Annotated in this window: 11 protein-coding genes and 3 pseudogenes; 12 read left to right on the top strand and 2 right to left on the bottom strand. The window is 45.9% G+C overall.

Going from position 1 to position 16,050, the window contains the following annotated elements; genetic code table 11:
• The first annotated feature begins 9 nt into the window (after positions 1-9).
• The 3 genes and pseudogenes from glmS to QU597_RS25385 form a co-directional block, all read left to right on the top strand.
• Positions 10-1,842 (top strand): glutamine--fructose-6-phosphate transaminase (isomerizing), encoded by a 1,833-nt coding sequence (gene glmS / locus QU597_RS25390; protein WP_310830355.1) that lies wholly within the window; start codon positions 10-12, stop codon positions 1,840-1,842.
• Between the two features lie 222 nt (positions 1,843-2,064).
• Positions 2,065-2,187: pseudogene (locus QU597_RS28810) on the top strand (transposase); the annotation flags it as partial.
• Between the two features lie 23 nt (positions 2,188-2,210).
• Positions 2,211-2,531: pseudogene (locus QU597_RS25385) on the top strand (dihydrofolate reductase family protein); the annotation flags it as partial.
• 394 nt (positions 2,532-2,925) lie between these two features.
• On the opposite strand, the gene QU597_RS25380 reads toward QU597_RS25385, so the two are convergent.
• Positions 2,926-3,375 (bottom strand): acetyltransferase, encoded by a 450-nt coding sequence (locus tag QU597_RS25380; RefSeq protein ID WP_310830354.1) that lies wholly within the window; start codon positions 3,373-3,375, stop codon positions 2,926-2,928.
• A gap of 271 nt (positions 3,376-3,646) precedes the next feature.
• Between QU597_RS25380 and QU597_RS25375 the strand changes: the two genes are divergently transcribed.
• Together QU597_RS25375 and QU597_RS25370 are read left to right on the top strand one after the other, a co-directional pair.
• Positions 3,647-4,468 (top strand): copper amine oxidase N-terminal domain-containing protein, encoded by an 822-nt coding sequence (locus QU597_RS25375; protein ID WP_310830353.1) that lies wholly within the window; start codon positions 3,647-3,649, stop codon positions 4,466-4,468.
• A 211-nt stretch (positions 4,469-4,679) separates the two neighbouring features.
• Complete coding sequence (locus QU597_RS25370) at positions 4,680-5,444, top strand: MBL fold metallo-hydrolase (RefSeq protein ID WP_310830352.1); 765 nt, start codon at positions 4,680-4,682, stop codon at positions 5,442-5,444.
• Positions 5,445-5,512: 68 nt separating this feature from the next.
• On the opposite strand, the pseudogene QU597_RS28860 reads toward QU597_RS25370, so the two are convergent.
• Positions 5,513-5,752: pseudogene (locus QU597_RS28860) on the bottom strand (transposase); the annotation flags it as partial.
• 367 nt (positions 5,753-6,119) lie between these two features.
• Between QU597_RS28860 and QU597_RS25365 the strand changes: the two are divergent.
• The 7 genes from QU597_RS25365 (at position 6,120) to QU597_RS25335 (ending at position 15,973) form a co-directional block, all read left to right on the top strand.
• Entirely contained in the window at positions 6,120-6,797 is a 678-nt protein-coding gene (locus QU597_RS25365; protein ID WP_310830351.1) for a TetR/AcrR family transcriptional regulator, read from the top strand.
• Between the two features lie 24 nt (positions 6,798-6,821).
• Positions 6,822-8,204, top strand: coding sequence for an MATE family efflux transporter (locus QU597_RS25360; protein WP_310830350.1), 1,383 nt, complete (start codon positions 6,822-6,824; stop codon positions 8,202-8,204).
• 67 nt (positions 8,205-8,271) lie between these two features.
• Positions 8,272-8,622: a hypothetical protein gene (locus QU597_RS25355; RefSeq protein ID WP_310833432.1), complete on the top strand. Its 351-nt coding sequence runs from the start codon at positions 8,272-8,274 to the stop codon at positions 8,620-8,622.
• A gap of 298 nt (positions 8,623-8,920) precedes the next feature.
• The gene (locus QU597_RS25350) at positions 8,921-10,660 is read left to right on the top strand and encodes an ABC-F family ATP-binding cassette domain-containing protein (RefSeq protein WP_310830349.1); all 1,740 of its coding nucleotides are present in this window, start codon (positions 8,921-8,923) and stop codon (positions 10,658-10,660) included.
• Between the two features lie 242 nt (positions 10,661-10,902).
• Positions 10,903-12,645 (top strand): sensor histidine kinase, encoded by a 1,743-nt coding sequence (locus QU597_RS25345; protein ID WP_310830348.1) that lies wholly within the window; start codon positions 10,903-10,905, stop codon positions 12,643-12,645.
• Positions 12,642-14,225, top strand: a complete 1,584-nt coding sequence (locus QU597_RS25340) for a response regulator (RefSeq protein WP_310830347.1) — start codon at positions 12,642-12,644, stop codon at positions 14,223-14,225. Before QU597_RS25345 ends, QU597_RS25340 begins: the two co-directional genes overlap by 4 nt.
• 8 nt (positions 14,226-14,233) lie before the next feature.
• Entirely contained in the window at positions 14,234-15,973 is a 1,740-nt protein-coding gene (locus QU597_RS25335; RefSeq protein ID WP_310830346.1) for a type 2 periplasmic-binding domain-containing protein, read from the top strand.
• The last annotated feature ends 77 nt before the right edge of the window (positions 15,974-16,050 follow it).

Genomic DNA, 16,050 nt, shown 5'->3' with positions numbered 1-16,050 from the left:
GAAATTATAATGTGTGGTATTGTAGGATATATTGGTAATCAGAATTCGCAGGGGATCTTGGTAGAAGGTTTGAAGAAGCTGGAGTATCGCGGGTATGATTCGGCAGGTATTGCCGTATTTACGAAGGATGGCTTGCAGGTTGTTAAGGCACAGGGCCGTATGGCTAACCTGGAGTCAAGACTTGAAGCTACTCCGCTGACAGGAAGTGCCGGAATCGGGCACACCCGTTGGGCGACTCACGGCAAACCATCTGATGAGAACTCCCATCCGCACACTGACAACAGTCATAAGTTCTCAGTTGTGCACAACGGGATTGTCGAAAACTACCTGGACCTCAAAGAAGAGCTGATTGCCGGCGGATGCCACTTCACTTCCGAAACGGATACAGAGGTTATTTCCCACCTGATCGCCCGTGAATATGATGGAGATATCGTTAAAGCTGTACAAAAAGCGATCTCTTACATGCGCGGAGCGTTCGCACTGGGTGTTCTGACTGAATATGAGCCGGATAAACTGGTAGCTGTGCGTCAAGCCAGCCCGCTGATTATCGGTCTTGGCGAAGGCGAAAACTTTATCGGGTCGGATATTCCTGCTCTGCTGGAATACACCCGCAACGTATATATTTTGAACGACGGCGAAATGGCTGTGTTGACACGGGATGCTGTCGAACTGATGACGATTGAAGGCAACTTTATTTCTCGGGAAATGATTACTGTCGATTGGGATGCTGTTACCGCAGAAAAAGGCGGCTACGAGCATTTCATGCTGAAAGAAATCCACGAGCAGCCTAAGGCTTACCGCGATACTATGCGCGGACGCATCAATGCTGAAGGCACTAAAGTGATTCTGCCAGAACTCAATCTGACTGAAGAACAAATCAAGAATATCCGCAACATCCAGATCGTTGCCTGCGGTACTGCATACAACGCTGGTCTTGTAGGACGCAACCTGATCGAGTCCCTGGTTCGTATTCCGGTAGAGAACGATATCGCTTCGGAATACCGTTACCGTGCTCCGATCGTAACACCGGAAACACTGGTTATCGTAGTCAGCCAATCCGGTGAGACTGCAGATACACTGGCTGCACTGCGTGAAGGTCAAGCGAATGGTGCACATGTACTTGCAATCACCAATGTGGTAGGCAGCTCCATCGCCCGTGAAGCTAACGATGTGCTGGTTACACTGGCTGGACCGGAAATTGCTGTAGCATCCACCAAAGCCTATACTTCACAGATTATCGCGTTTACACTGCTTGGTCTGTACATGGCTGAAGTACGCGGAACGCAAACCGAAGAGCAAGTCGCTGAGATTCTTGCAGCCATGAACAAACTGCCTGAGCAGGTAGAAGAAGTTCTGGCACAGAAGGAAGCCATCAAGACTTATGCGGAGCAAATCTCCGGGCACAAGCACCTGTTCTTCATCGGCCGCGGCGTAGACTACGCAGTAGCTCAAGAAGGCTCGCTGAAGCTGAAGGAAATCTCCTACATTCACTCTGAAGCTTATGCAGCAGGTGAGCTGAAGCACGGAACACTGGCGCTGATCGAAGAAGGCGTACCGGTTATTGCCCTGGCAACCCAGGAATCCGTTCTGGAGAAAACCGTCAGCAACATCAAAGAAGTGAAAGCCCGCGGCGCAGACGTACTGGCGATCACTCACGAAGAGCATGTAACCGACCTGCTGAGATCCGTCGATCAGGCGTTCGTTATTCCTAAGACACTGCCACTCTTGACTTCCGCGTTATCGGTAGTCGTTACCCAATTGCTGGCTTACTACGCTTCGCTGGCCCTGGGCCACGATGTGGATAAACCACGTAACCTGGCGAAGAGTGTAACGGTGGAATAAGGGTTAAATGGGTTGTTGAGATTCTTGTTCAGAGACATTAAAGTTGGTAACTGATGCTTATTGAAAACTTCAAATGGAAATAGTTACGGTCGTCAAAATAAATTGATGGTAACGATATTTCTTCTAGCCAGGCGGCACAAGAAGAGAATGGTGTACAACGGTACATCACTCTTTTAGTGCCGCCTTTTTTTGTCCTATATAGACTGAAACGATTTTCTAGCGATCGATTTACTTCAGCAGCTTGATATTACTAAAAGTCATATTCTAGGCGACAAAGCATATGGCTCCGAAGCGATCCGGAATTGGATTACAGCTAAGCAGGCATCCTACACCATCCCGCCTAAAACGAATAGTCAAAATCCATGGAACGTTGCTATGATTTATGGGGACAATTCGTTCCAGAAGCAGATTAATCGGATGATGAAAAAATCATATGGGAAATGATTCACCGCAAAGAGAAATACGTGTTCTCCAGAACGCAAAAAGCGACGATGACAAAGTAAAATTCATAAACGATAATTTGGCGGAAGAAGTTAATCAAATAAAGAATAGCCTGGTAAAGACATTTGGCTGTATTGGGAGAAGGAAAGCCGTGGTTTATCGATATCAAACAGAGGCTTAACTTAAAATTAGGTCATATAAAAACGTTATCCTCCGGCGTTGTCCAACTCACTTATCTAAACACGTGAGAAGGCCGAAATGAAAGGCCATCCTGTGGACATAGCGCCCAAAGAGTGGCCTCTTGCCTGTTTATGGCGATCGATCGTTATTTATTGGCTTGAATATACAAGACTGCCTCAAAACCACTCTTAAACGGTATCCATCTGGAAAGTTGTCATGTTGCTGGATAACGGAAAGATTCATCATGCGGCCTAAGTACAGCTTTATTTGAACAACATAAGCGTCTTGCATTCGTCTTTCTGCACAAGTATTCACCGGAGCAAAATCTGGTCGAAGAGCTTTGGAGTTTCGCTATATAATCGAAAAGTATTGATTTAAAATCAGTTGGATGGGAAATGAACTTAGGATACAGTAGTGACTGGAAAGCTTTTTCAAGGAAAATCCGCACCTTAAGGCTAACTATCACTGACTTTTTAATATTAAATGAAGCAAAGGAAAAGGTCGTCCTGAATGGTCTAGTTCCGATCTTCCGATCTGCACAAAACCCATTTGTTTGTAGAATGTGTACGCATTTTCATTTTGCTCATTTACATCCAATTGTATATGAATGCCTTTGATTTTTACTGCATGATGTATTAGCCGACTCCCTACACCCGTTCTATGATATTGAGGATGTACGAATAACATCTCTATCTTTTTTCCATCAAGCCCAATGAATCCGGATGGCTCATTGTTTTCGTTTAGTGCCAACCAAATCTCAACTTGGTTCAGTGCTCCGTTTTGAAGCATTTCATAGTAAAACTTAATATCCTCTTCAGTTAAAAATGTATGTGTAAGACACACGGCTTGGTACCAAATATCCATCAACTTGTCATGATAGTCTTCTTGATAAGGGACAATTTGAATTATCATAACTCAGCCTCCGTATTCCTTATTCGATAAAGAAGAAATGCCCAAGATTATTGTCCTGTCAGCAGCATAATATAGCATTGCCGGCTAGCCGTAAAGGATACTTATAGTCCGTTGACCTTATTTTGCTTTTCCCGGTACTATTAGTTTGCTCCCAAGAATTGAAGTTTTCATATGCTTTGATCCCACTGAATGGAAAATATATTAATATTTGGAACATTCTAGTTGTTAGTTGAGTCAAAGATGTCGAAATACATGAATTGGAGGTAGTGTTATGAAAATGAAATCGAGGTTTGTAATGCTCGGACTTGCGGCGCTGTTGGCAGTAGGAAGTTCCGCGGGGATTGATTCGAAACCGGCTCAAGCAGCGTCAAAGACGTATCCAGCCCTGCTTAAGATCAACGATTATTACGTGCTCTACACGTCGCCGAAGGCACCGTACGTAGATAAGCAGTCGCGCATCATGATTCCGCTACGCTCGATCAGTGAATTAATCGGGGCAAAGGTGAGCTACGACACCAAGTCCAAAACGGCGACAATCGTGCTAAACGGGAAGACTATTCAATTTACGATTGGCTCCAAGACGGTTACGGTCGACGGCAGCCCCGTACAGATGGATACGGTGCCGGTATTGGACAAGAATTCGATCTTTATCCCGGTCAGCGTGCTGTCTAAATATCTGGGCATCAAGAGCAGCACGGATCCGCAGACAAAGATCTATTCGATGACAGGCGACAACCTGATGCAGACAGATATGATCAAATACACGCTAGAAGATACCGAGACCGGCGCGAAGATCGTGCCTCCCGGCAAGATTGTGAGCAACAAGGCCTTCGCTCCCGTCTCCTATACGTACGACGATAAAAAGGACAGCTTCACCGTCAAAGCCAAGAACATCACGGGCGCCGATGTGCCAAAGGGAGAGGCAGACGTGGCGGCCTACATGCTTACCGACGCAGGCGTTCAATTCCTGAATCCGAAGCGGGAACGGCCGGCCGTCAAAAAGGACGGTATCGTCACGGAGAGCATCCAGAACGGGGCGATCGGCGAAGAAGTGAATTACCTGCTCGTTAAAGGACGATTACTGGATCGCTGAGGCTCGTAAAAGAATCAACAGCATCAATGACAGTAGGCTGCTGGTGAGGTTGATACTCGCCAGCGGCTATTTAACGGAAGGAGTAATTTACAGGCAAAGATGGATTGGCCGCTGACTGGGAACGATGATCCGGCTTATTACTGTTTATTCTTTGCCTATGCAGCAAACGCCTTTATACATGCAGCAGCAATTCATGATCAGGAGGGAAACCATGCACGGCTGTCATCAATTGTCGATCGAAGTAAAAACTTACGGCGAGAGTCAAGTCATTACGCCTGTACTACTGCACGACGGGGATGAATGTATCCTTGTCGATTGTGGGTATCCCGATTCCATTCCCCAACTCAAACAAGCGATGGCGCAGATTGGATACCCACTGGAACGCATTACGAGAATCATAGCGACACATCATGACATTGACCACATTGGGTCACTTGGGGCTTTAAAGCGGTTGTTACCTGACGCCGTCATTATCGCGCATGAAATTGAAGTCCCGTATCTTGAGGGGACGCTGAAATCTCAACGACAAGAGCAAGCAGAGTCAACGCTGCCTGTCTTGCCTCGGGAAGCGGTGCCTGCTGCAGAACAATTCATTGCGTTGCTCGCATCCATTGAGAAAGTCGCAGTCGATCATAAAGTTCGTCATGGCGATGTTCTACCGTGGTGCGGCGACCCCGAGGTGATTCACACGCCGGGGCATATGTCGGGGCATATCTCGCTCTATCTGCCTGCTAGCAAGACGATGATTGCGGGTGATGCCGTTGTCATCGAGGATGGCGAACTTCATATTGCCAATCCGCAATATACCTTAGACCTGGAAGAAGCGATAGCTTCAGTACGAAGGCTCATGTCTTATGAGATCGATCATTTAATCTGTTACCATGGCGGATCCTTTCAAGGGAATGTACAGGATGCTTTGCGAGCTTTGGTAAAACGCTATTCGACTACGAAACGAACCCATAAAGAAGCAGAATGACTTGAAGGAGAAGAGTCTTATGTTGGCCCGTCAAATACCAATGATGCTATTCGTGGTTTGTATAATATAGGGATAGTGATTTCCTGTTCATTGTACTCACTGACGACCGTTTTGCGACTCTTTCCATTGCGACTATTTGGAGTGAGTTTCGTCTTTACTATAGCCTAAGTGAGTATCCATTTCGGCTTCCAGCATCTCCTGAATCGCCTCAGCGAATAGCTCTATTAGTGCATTTTGCGCATCCTGTGCGCTTACCAATTGTTTTCCTTAATAGATTCCCGTAACTGCTGTTTTGCCCAAAGTCTCATGTGTTCTCCCCAACCTTTCTCTTACTTTCATTTTAATGGATTTGAGAGTTTACACATTATATTTACAGACTCTGGTGATATGTAGAGCCGTATCATCGGTAGTGGTACGGCGTAATTCAGATAAAGAAATGACCGGGTGAGCAGCTGCTCACCCGGTCATTTTTCGTTCTCATACACGCTGACTCAATCGATGAAAGATACTCCTTTAGGCATTTTGTATATCATTTCCCTTGTTTCTTCCCGGTTCGTATCCATACGCAGATTGAATGGGATAATTACTGTGTTTTGTTGACATATGCAATAATCATAATTATAGTTGAAATAAAGAATGAATATTCATTCTATGCTTGAAGAGAGGTTGATAATTGTGTATAAAACTTCAAAAGAGACTCAGGACCGTAAGGATGCCAAACGCCAATATATATTGGACACATCAGCAAAAGTCTTTGCTAATAGGGGATATCATAATACGACAGTAAAAGACATTGTTGAAGAGGCAAGTATTTCTGTGGGAAGCTTCTACTTTTATTTTAAAGGTAAGGAGGAACTGTTTACCGAGCTTTACCTCAATATTGTAAAGGCTTTTCAAGATACTGCTCAGAAGGTTTTAGATATAGAAAACTATAATCTTGCAAAGAATTTTACACGTGTGATTTCAGCTAATCTTTGGATGTATCAAAGCAACCGGGAATTGGCAAGGATTATGTTGATTGAAGCTGTAGGCCTTAATCCTGAATTTGAGAAAAAAAGGTCTGATAGCGTAAGGGAGTCTTGTAGGACAATGGAAGGATGGTTTAAGAGGTTTAAAGTTCATAACCCCGTAAATATTCCGGACGAAAGAATAGCAGCACTTGCTTTTGAAAGTTCTTTTTACTATCTGATCCTTGATTGGTTAGAGGGTGACGAAGCAGTTAAACTTACAGATTCGTCCTATGGATTGTCAATATATAATCTGCAAGCATTGAAGGTGACCTTTGAAGATGAAGATATCAAAATGTATATCAAGGAAGTATTGGATGAATTAAACCGGGTTCAAAATCCCTAAGATGCACAGAAATGAGGAATTATTTTGAATAATCAGTTTGGAAAAGATTTAACCACGGGCAGCATACCGAAACACCTGATTCAATTTGCATTGCCTATACTCATCGGCAATCTGGTATCTACCGGCTACAGCGTCATCAATACCATATGGGTAGGGAAACTGCTTGGCAAAGACGCTGTAGCTGCAATTGCATTGAGCTTCCCGATTTTTCTTGCGATGGTTGCACTCTGCTCAGGTGCAACCCTTGCAACTTCCATATTGGTTTCCAAAGCATATGGAGCGAAAGACAATGATATGATTCAAAAAACCGTAAATAATTCTTGGGCAATTGCTACTGTGTTGATTCTGATTGTAACTTTAGGTGGGCTGCTGTTATCCGAAACTATGCTCAGAATTATCGGGACACCTGAAGATATCATGCAGCTTGCAACAGGATACTTGAAAATAAGTTTTTTGAGTTTTGCAGGCCTCTATATATCCTATTTAATTTCTTCAGTTTTAAGGGGAATCGGGGATACGGTTATCCCTTTAATATTTATTATTGTATCTACAGTTATAAATGCAGTGCTTGACCCTCTCCTTATTATGGGCATTGGATCAATACCAAGATTGGGACTTAATGGTGCAGCTCTTGCCTCATTCATTTCCTCTGGGGCAGCTACGATCATGGGATTCATCTATGTGAAGTATAAATATAAGAAGGAACCGATAAACCCTTCAAGTTTTTTATTTGAGAGAAAAACAATTATGGAAATATTGAAGATAGGATTACCTTCATTTATACAGCAAATGCTTGTTTCTATGGGGTATGCGTTTATGACTATTTTTGTAATCCGTTTTAGCGCAGCTTCTATTGCGGCTTTTGGGATTGCCAGCAGGATAGATTCGATTGTTGCAATGCCTGCGATAGCGATGATGATGGCAGCCTCCACGTTAACCGCTCAAAACATTGGAGCAGGAAAGTCAGAACGAATCAAGGATATATTTAAGTGGGGAATTATTATTAATATACCGGTGATTGCTGCAATTTCTGTCTTATGTGTCAGCTTTCCCGGAACGATCATGCGCATATTTGTAGATGAGGCTGATGTCATACAAACAGGGATAGGGTATTTAAGGATTGTAGGAGTAGGATATCTATTCATGATCATATTCTATGTGTCTAATGGAGTCATAACCGGAGCAGGTAATGCTATTTCTATAATGGTCATTTCGTTTATCTCACTTTGTGTAGTAAGGATTCCGCTTGCAGGCTTGCTATCGCATACTAGTATGGGGATACACGGTATTTGGTTCGCCATCGTTATTAGCTTTGCTGTAACCACGATAAATAGTCTTTGGTATTATTTTTCAGGAAGATGGAAAAAAGATGTATTTATAAGCAAAAAACGTAACCATATAGATTGAACTCATAAAATTGAGAACCGCCTAATCGGGTAAAAGATAGTAACGAACCGAAAAGGGCGGAACCTGAGTGACACATGAAAAAGAGATTGAAAAGCTGACAACGGCTATGAAAGTAACGGAAAGTACGCGCATGTATGAAAGATATTTAGCTGTCCGTTTGCATCTGAATCCCGACGATCCCAGTGCAGATTCAAATGCTGAACTCATTGAACGCTACGGCAGCGGCTTGAAGGTGCTTGGTCGTTTTCCCAGTCTAGCGGAAAAAATAAATACGGAGACTTTGATACATACAGTGCTAACTATGGTTCAATTGTCTTCAAAGGGACAGGCCAGGCCTATTTGGCTTAGCAGTACAACTGGCTTCCTAAAGGACAAAGTCATAGGCTTCGCCACTCTTTACTTCTTTACCCACTCTTGAAGCTGTGTCTTGCTCAGAAATCCTAAACGGGTTGCAACGGTGGAGTAGCTATCTGTCCCTCTCAAATGAACCTGTTCCGCCTCCGTTATAAAATCTTCTCCGTAACTTCGAAACTTCTGTCCTTTTTTAGCCATACGAAGAATCCCCTCCAAGTGATCATATTGTTCTAAGTTAGGTTTTTCCATTTATTGAACAACTTTAATGTGAATGGATTGAAGTTAGTTGTAAACAGTGTTATTCTAGCTCTTCAATGTATCTAATATTAGTCACAAATTTAGTTATAAAGAAAGGTAATCCTATGATAAAAGTTGATAACTTATCCTTCGCATTTCCGCAAAAAGAGCTATATAAAAACATTTCATTTACACTTGAAGAGGCACAACATTGCGCTTTTATTGGGACAAGTGGCAGTGGGAAAAGTACACTGATCGATATACTGATGGACCCGGAAAGATATTTGTACGAAGGCAGATTAGAGATAGACCCAACTTGCACAATTGGGTATGTAAGTCAGTTCTCACAACCAGACAAATCTCAAGAAACAACCGTCTTTGAATATATCGGCGAAAAGTTTATTAAGATTCAAAATGAAATAAACTCTATTCTCACTGAAATGGAGACAGCCACAGATATTGATCCGTTGCTTGAGAAGTATCAATTAGCTTTAGACGCATTTGATGCCCTGGGCGGGGATGATTACGAAAGCAGCATTAATAAGAAATTAAATCTGGCAAACCTCATGAAGCTAAAAGATGTTAAGGTATCTGACCTGAGTGGCGGGGAGTTCAAACTTATTCAGGTGATGAAGGAAATGCTTAATAGTCCGGACTTAATGATTATGGACGAACCCGATGTATTTTTGGACTTTGAAAACCTAAATGCGCTTAAACATCTAATTAATTCCCACAAAGGAATACTGCTGGTTGTTACGCACAACCGTTATTTATTGAATCATTGTTTCAACAAAATCATTCACCTTGAAAACATGGAGATCCAAGAGTTTGACGGGCGGTATATTGAATATAACTTCTCCTTACTCCAAACTAAAATTGAGCTGCAAGAGCTCGCAGTCGCTGAAGAGGAAGAAATTAAGAGAAACGACAATATCATCGATAATCTTAGAGCTATCGCAACTTATAATTCGGAAGCATCCAGAGGGAAAGCATTAAAAGCCAGAGTTAAATTTCAGGAAAGATTGGAAGCGCGCAGAATTAAAGCACCCTTCGTAGATATTAAGCAACCGGATATCAGTTTCGGTGTGGATCATGAAATTGAAGACACCGTTGTTATAAATGTTAATGATTATAGTATTGCTTTTGATGAGCTGCTTTTAGAAAATGTTAACTTTGAGATCAAATCTACGGATAAAGTAGCCCTTATCGGTCCAAACGGCACCGGGAAAACGACTTTACTCCGGGAGATCTTTAAAAATAATCATGATTCCATTGAAATCAATGCTGATGTTAAAGTGGCTTATTTGTCTCAGCTTCAAGGCGAAATGCTAAAAGATTCCAATACTATTCTTGAGGAATTGATTGATGCCGGGTTTACAACTTATGATGAGATTAGATCGTATCTTTCAAACTATGGCTTTGAAGGAGAAATCGTTAATCAAAAGATAGAATCTTTATCTGGCGGAGAAAAAAACATGCTTCAATTGGCTAAAGTTGCTGCCAGCAAAGCAAACGTATTGCTTCTTGATGAACCGACAAGCCATTTAGACACCTATACACAAATAGCACTGGAGAAAGCCATTGGGGACTATAAAGGCGCGATTCTCATGATTTCTCATGATTTCTATTCTGTGGTAAATGGTATGGACTATGTTCTAATCATTGACGATAAGACGATTAGAAAAATGAGTATGCGGAAATTTAGAAAGATGATTTATGCCAGTCATTTTGATAAGGACTATTTAGAAACGGAACAACAGAAAAAATCAGTCGAAACAAAAATAGAAGTGGCTTTAAAAAATACTGATTTTGAACTAGCTAAAGTATTGGTTGAAGAGCTAGAAGAGCTGATTAAGCTGCTTTAAATTCTAATCTCCGGATTGAAATGATTACAGGTGGTAAGAAAGCTTAAGATGTTGGTGGAAAAATATCAACAAAAATGACACTGAATGTATAGGATCTCAGTAAGCTGCTCATTCCAATGGGCGGCTTTTTTATGCTTTCAAGAGAGAGACAGAGATCCATGCATCAAAGAATGTGGAAAACGCTTACAACATATTGTAAAATACAGGTTGAGTTGTGATTACGAAACAAGGATGGGAATCCGGTGCGAATCAAATTCAACATCTTTCAGAAAATGCTGATCTTACTGCTAATTCTGCTGACACCGGTCGTGGCGCTGTATTATTATTCTACTTCCAAGAGCATCAACGTCATACAGGAGGAGCTTATTAAAGCGAGCCTCAACCGGATGGAGCTATTCGTGGCGCAAATGGATGCCAGTATCGAGAAGTTCGATTTGGCCTCCGCCCCTATGCTCGTTGACACAAATGTGCTGGAATATCTGTACAACCATGAGATGAGCGATTATTCCTTAATGAAAACAAGGCTGCTGATTCAGGAGAAGCTGTCGCTGGCCAGCGCTTCGGGTAACTGGCGTAATGACGTGACTGTCTATTTCCCGCAACGGGGCGACAGTATTTCTTCTTCCCCCTCCTATGAGTATGATCTTGAAGAGTTCGATAGCCGGTTCTCGCTGGGGTGGAGCTACAGCGAAGATTTGGAGATTGGCTCCGGCTTTACCCGGACCTATGTCACCACAGGATACAAACCGGCCCGTCCGGACGATCTGGATGTTGCTGTCCGCATCAACCTCTACAAGTGGAGCTTCGAGAATCTGCTCGACACCTACAAGTCTGACCACTCCGACAATCCGTTTTTTTACAAAGCCGGGCACGCTATCATCGCCAGCCGGTCCGCGAAAGGCCCTGAAATGGAGCAAATCGCCACAGATCTGGGCGACAGGGTGCACAGCCGGGATTCAGGCTTCCTGATCCATTCGTATGGCGGCAGGCCGTATCTGATTACCTATTATTATTCCAATCTCCTGGAATGGCATCTGATCGATTCCGTTCCGCTTGACCAGATCATTGGACCTATCAGACAGCAGAGGATATTGTTTGGAGCGTCTTCGGTCATTCTCCTCCTGACCGGTATCACCGCCGCGTCTGCCCTGTACTGGAACGTACACCGGCCTATCTTCCATCTTGTACGCGCCGTTCAGCGGATCAAGGGAGGCGATTACGCCTACCGTCTCCCGGCGAAATCGAACAATGAATTCACCTTCCTTATGCAGAACTTCAACGAGATGGCAACGCAGATCCAGGATCTCATCGAGAATGATCTGAGATCGCGTATTCTGGCGCGCGATGCCACGCTGAAGCAGCTGCAGGCGCAGATCCATCCTCATTTTCTATACAATTGCCTGGGATTCATCATTAATATGACCAAAATGGGTAAGAAACGGGCTGTCATGGATATGGCGTATCATCTGGCCGATTATTACCGGTATACGACACGAATGGACAATCAGGGAGTCAGCCTGGAGGAAGAATTGGCCTTTGTCCGCATCCACCTTGAGATTATCCGGCTTCGCAATGAGACGCTGACCTACAGCATCGGACTGCCGGAGGAACTGGCGGAGCTGAGAATTCCCCGGCTGCTGGTCCAGCCGCTTGTGGAGAATGCGGTCGTGCATGGACTTGAGAATGTCGATTACCCGGGCCGGGTAGAAGTTAGCGTCTGCGTCAAGGATGGCTGGTTAAGCCTGGAAGTGGAGGATAACGGCAAAGGGCTGAACCGGGAGCAGACCGACCGGCTGTACAGGGAGCTGGATATTCCCGCCGGCGAATATACCGGCTGCGGCCTATGGAACGTGTACCAGCGATTGCAAGGCAACTTCGGCCCGGATGCCGAAATTGTGCTTAGTCAATCCAGGCTAGGCGGCCTATGCGTGAAACTCCACTGGAGGCTGGGGACGCAAGAAGAAACGAAGGAGGAAGCGGTATGAAAAGCCTGCTTGTAGTGGATGACGAGAAGCATTATGCGGACAGTCTGGCGGATACGGTTCCATGGACTACACTCGGGATCTCCCGGGTGCTGAAGGCTTACAGCGCGGGCGAGGCGCTGGCCCTCATGGAATCACTGCCGGTAGATATTCTCATGACGGATATCCGTATGCCGCGTATGAACGGTCTCGAGCTGATCGAGCAGGCCAGGCAGCGCATTCCGGGGCTGAAATGCCTGCTGCTCACAGGGTATGCGGACTTCGATTATGCCCGCAAAGCTATTGAGCTGCAAGCGCTCGATTACCTGATGAAGCCGGTCAAGGACGAACAATTACTAGCGGCAATGGGCCGGATCGTTAAGCAGCTGGAGCAGGAGCGGTCGATCGAACAGGGCTTCCGTATCTACCGGGACAATTGCACAGAGCTGAAGGCAGGGCTATTGCTCAAGGTGTTAAGCGGCACGCTGAACGTCAAGGTGCTTGCGGAGAAGCTGAAGCTGTTCGACCTTCCGATTCCGATACCAGGCTCTGTCTTGCTGTGCCTCGTCCGCCTGGGTCCGCCCTTCGACAGTCAGGATCTGTATTCGCAGTCCCTGATCCGGTTCGCGGTGACGAACATGCTGGAAGAACTGCTGATGGACAGATATGACTGCTGGCCGGCTGCGGACGATGAAGAAAACCTGCTCGTTCTGGTGTACGACCTGTCGGGGGCCCCGCCGGATGCGGAATGGGTGCATGAGCGGTTAGACCGTTTAAGGCAAGAAGCACGAAACTTGCTTAAAGGCGAGATAACAGTAGGAGAATCCGGCTGTCTCTTCCCGGAAGGGATGCAAGCCAGTTATATGATAGCCAAATCGCACCTGGCTAATAGCGGCCGGTCGTCCATACAGGTACCGGGAAGGAACGAGGAGGAATTGCGTCTTATGCGCAAGCTCTACGAAGCGCCGCTTCTGACGCATCTTTTGGAAACGGAGCAATGGGAAGAGGCGGAAGCCAAGATCCGCGCGTTCGTCTCTCCCTTGCTGCATACAGGTTCACCCGATCTGATGCGCGACGTTTTTTTCTTTCTGTCGAATAGCTTCCAGTATATTGCGAATCGCAGCGGCAGGACGCTGGCCCAGATGCTCACTCCGGAGCAATCCGCCTTTGTTAAGGGGAGAGCCATGCTGCATGCGTCACAGCTGGAGAACTGGGCACTGAACGCACTGCGCACGCTTCATGAGAAGCTGGGAGAGGAGACCGAGGACCACAGCAAGGCTGTTGTCCGTAAGACGCAAGCTTACATCCGGAAGGAACTGGACAAGGACTTGTCACTTACTTTGCTGGCTAAACGGGTCTTCGTACATCCTAACCATCTCTCTAAGCTCTTTAAGCAATGTACGGACAGTACTGTATCCCAATATATTTACGAGCAGCGCATGCTCAAGGCCTGCGATTTGCTGAAGCATACGGAACATAAAATCTATCATATTGGAGAAAGTATCGGCTATCCCAATACCAACTGGTTTATCCGGAAATTCCGTGACTATTATCAGATGACGCCGCAGGAATTCAGGGACAGATACCGATTGGGAATGGAGTGATTAGGCCGGTGAAAAAGCAAAGAAAAAGAATCATTATGCTGGCGGTTCTGTCAGGAGCTCTGGTACTTGCCGGCTGTTTAAACAGCAGCGGCAAAACAACCGCAAACAGGACGGAGAGCGGGGAAACGAAGCCGATATGGGACTTTAAATATGATCCGCCGATTACGATTACCACAGCAATCGTGGACGAGAACCGGCCTAATGCTTTCAAGCCGGGAGAGAGTCTTACAGATAATGTGCACACCCGCTGGATGGAAGAACATCTGGGGATTGTCACGAAGTTTGACTGGATTGTCAGCAAGTTTGAGGATGCGGATACCAAAATCCGGCTGGCGCTGGCCGTGAACGGCAAGCTGCCGGACACCTTCAACGCAGAAGGAGACATCCTGAAGAATCTGCTCCAAGCGGACAGGCTGCTTCCGCTGGATGATGCGATTGAGAAATTTGCGCATCCGAAGCTGAAGGAGGCGCTGGAGAAGTATGCTTATACTATGACGGAGGTGACCAAAGACGGCAAGATTTACGGACTTCCCCGCTTTAGCGAGGGAAATGAGGGAACGGTCATGTGGATCCGAAAGGACTGGCTGGAGAAGCTGTCGCTTAACCCGCCGGCGACGATCAGCGAGCTCGAGCAAGTGCTGAAGGCATTTTCTGAGCAGGACCCTAACGGGAATGGCCAAGATGACGAAGTCGGCCTGGCGGTTCCACTGAAGGAAGGCCCATGGAGCTGGATGGGGCAGACGGATGTCATAGCCGGCGCCCTCTCCACACAGATGCTCAGCACAGCTGACATTAAGCTGTTCTGGAATGAAGACGGGCATGGCGGTCTGGTCTATGGAGCCGTTCACCCGGATGCCAAGAAGTACCTCGAAACGATGGCGTCCTGGATGGCCAAAGGCTACATAGACAGGAATGCTGGCATCCAGGACTCAGGCCAAGCGTCCGAGCTGGCGGTTAAAGGACTGGCAGGGGTGATGTTCGGCCCGTTCTGGATGGGGGCCTGGCCGCTCGGGGATACGGTGAAAGCCGATCGGGAAGCGGACTGGCAGGCCTATCCCCTTCCAGCAGGACCGGAGGGTTTAAAGGGCAAGGCGCAGAAGCCGATTTACGGCGTCTATACAGTGTTTAGTAAGGACTTTCAGCATATAGAGGCCTGGTTCGCCTATTATAACAAGCTGCTTGCCCAAAATTTCGGCCCGGACGATCCCTATTTGGATCCCCGTTTCGCCAAAGGATATCATGAAGGCTACGATTATGTGATTAAGGACGGCAAGGTCATCACGGTCAATTTTGCAACCGAAGGGGTGCCGAATGAGAAGTGGCCGCTTGCGGACGGGTCATCCATGGATATGCGCTGGATGCTGTATCCGCTGACCGGCGGTGCGCCGGTACTGCCTTATATGAATGCGGAAGCGATCAAAAAGTTGTCTGAAAACTCCGATGCCGAAATGAGTACGCCGATCGAACAGGGAATCAAGGGGCTGAATTCGGCTCAACTGGCGGCAGCCGGGGTTGCGATTGCCGAGCAGGGGCTGGAAATTCCCAACCGGTACCACGGCCCTCTAACGGACGGAATGGAGAAGCATGGAGTGTTCCTGCAGAAACTCGCAACGGAGAGTTACCTGAGCATCATCTATGGTGAGAAGCCGCTCTCCTACTTCGATGAATTTACAGCGCTATTCTACAAGAATGGCGGTGATGTGATCACTAAAGAAGTAAATGATTGGTACAGTGAAAACAAGCCATGATATTGTGGCTTGTTTTCTTCTATGTTCACTTATTTCTTCTATATATCAGCGTCAGCCGGGTGAATTAAAATGATTTT

It is taken from the genome of Paenibacillus pedocola, assembly GCF_031599675.1.
Classification (GTDB): Bacteria; Bacillota; Bacilli; order Paenibacillales; family Paenibacillaceae; genus Paenibacillus_AQ; species Paenibacillus_AQ pedocola.
The sequence above is the reverse complement of the archived record's forward strand: the minus strand, read 5'-3'. Positions and strand labels throughout refer to the sequence as shown.

Excerpts from the sequence above, each read along its gene's own strand:
- QU597_RS25380 (WP_310830354.1), bottom strand. The coding sequence starts at position 3,375 with ATGATAATTCAAATTGTCCCTTATCAAGAAGACTATCATGACAAGTTG.
- QU597_RS25350 (WP_310830349.1), top strand. The coding sequence starts at position 8,921 with ATGATAAAAGTTGATAACTTATCCTTCGCATTTCCGCAAAAAGAGCTA.
- QU597_RS25370 (WP_310830352.1), top strand. The coding sequence starts at position 4,680 with ATGCACGGCTGTCATCAATTGTCGATCGAAGTAAAAACTTACGGCGAG.
- QU597_RS25340 (WP_310830347.1), top strand. The coding sequence starts at position 12,642 with ATGAAAAGCCTGCTTGTAGTGGATGACGAGAAGCATTATGCGGACAGT.
- QU597_RS25375 (WP_310830353.1), top strand. The coding sequence starts at position 3,647 with ATGAAAATGAAATCGAGGTTTGTAATGCTCGGACTTGCGGCGCTGTTG.
- glmS (WP_310830355.1), top strand. The coding sequence starts at position 10 with ATGTGTGGTATTGTAGGATATATTGGTAATCAGAATTCGCAGGGGATC.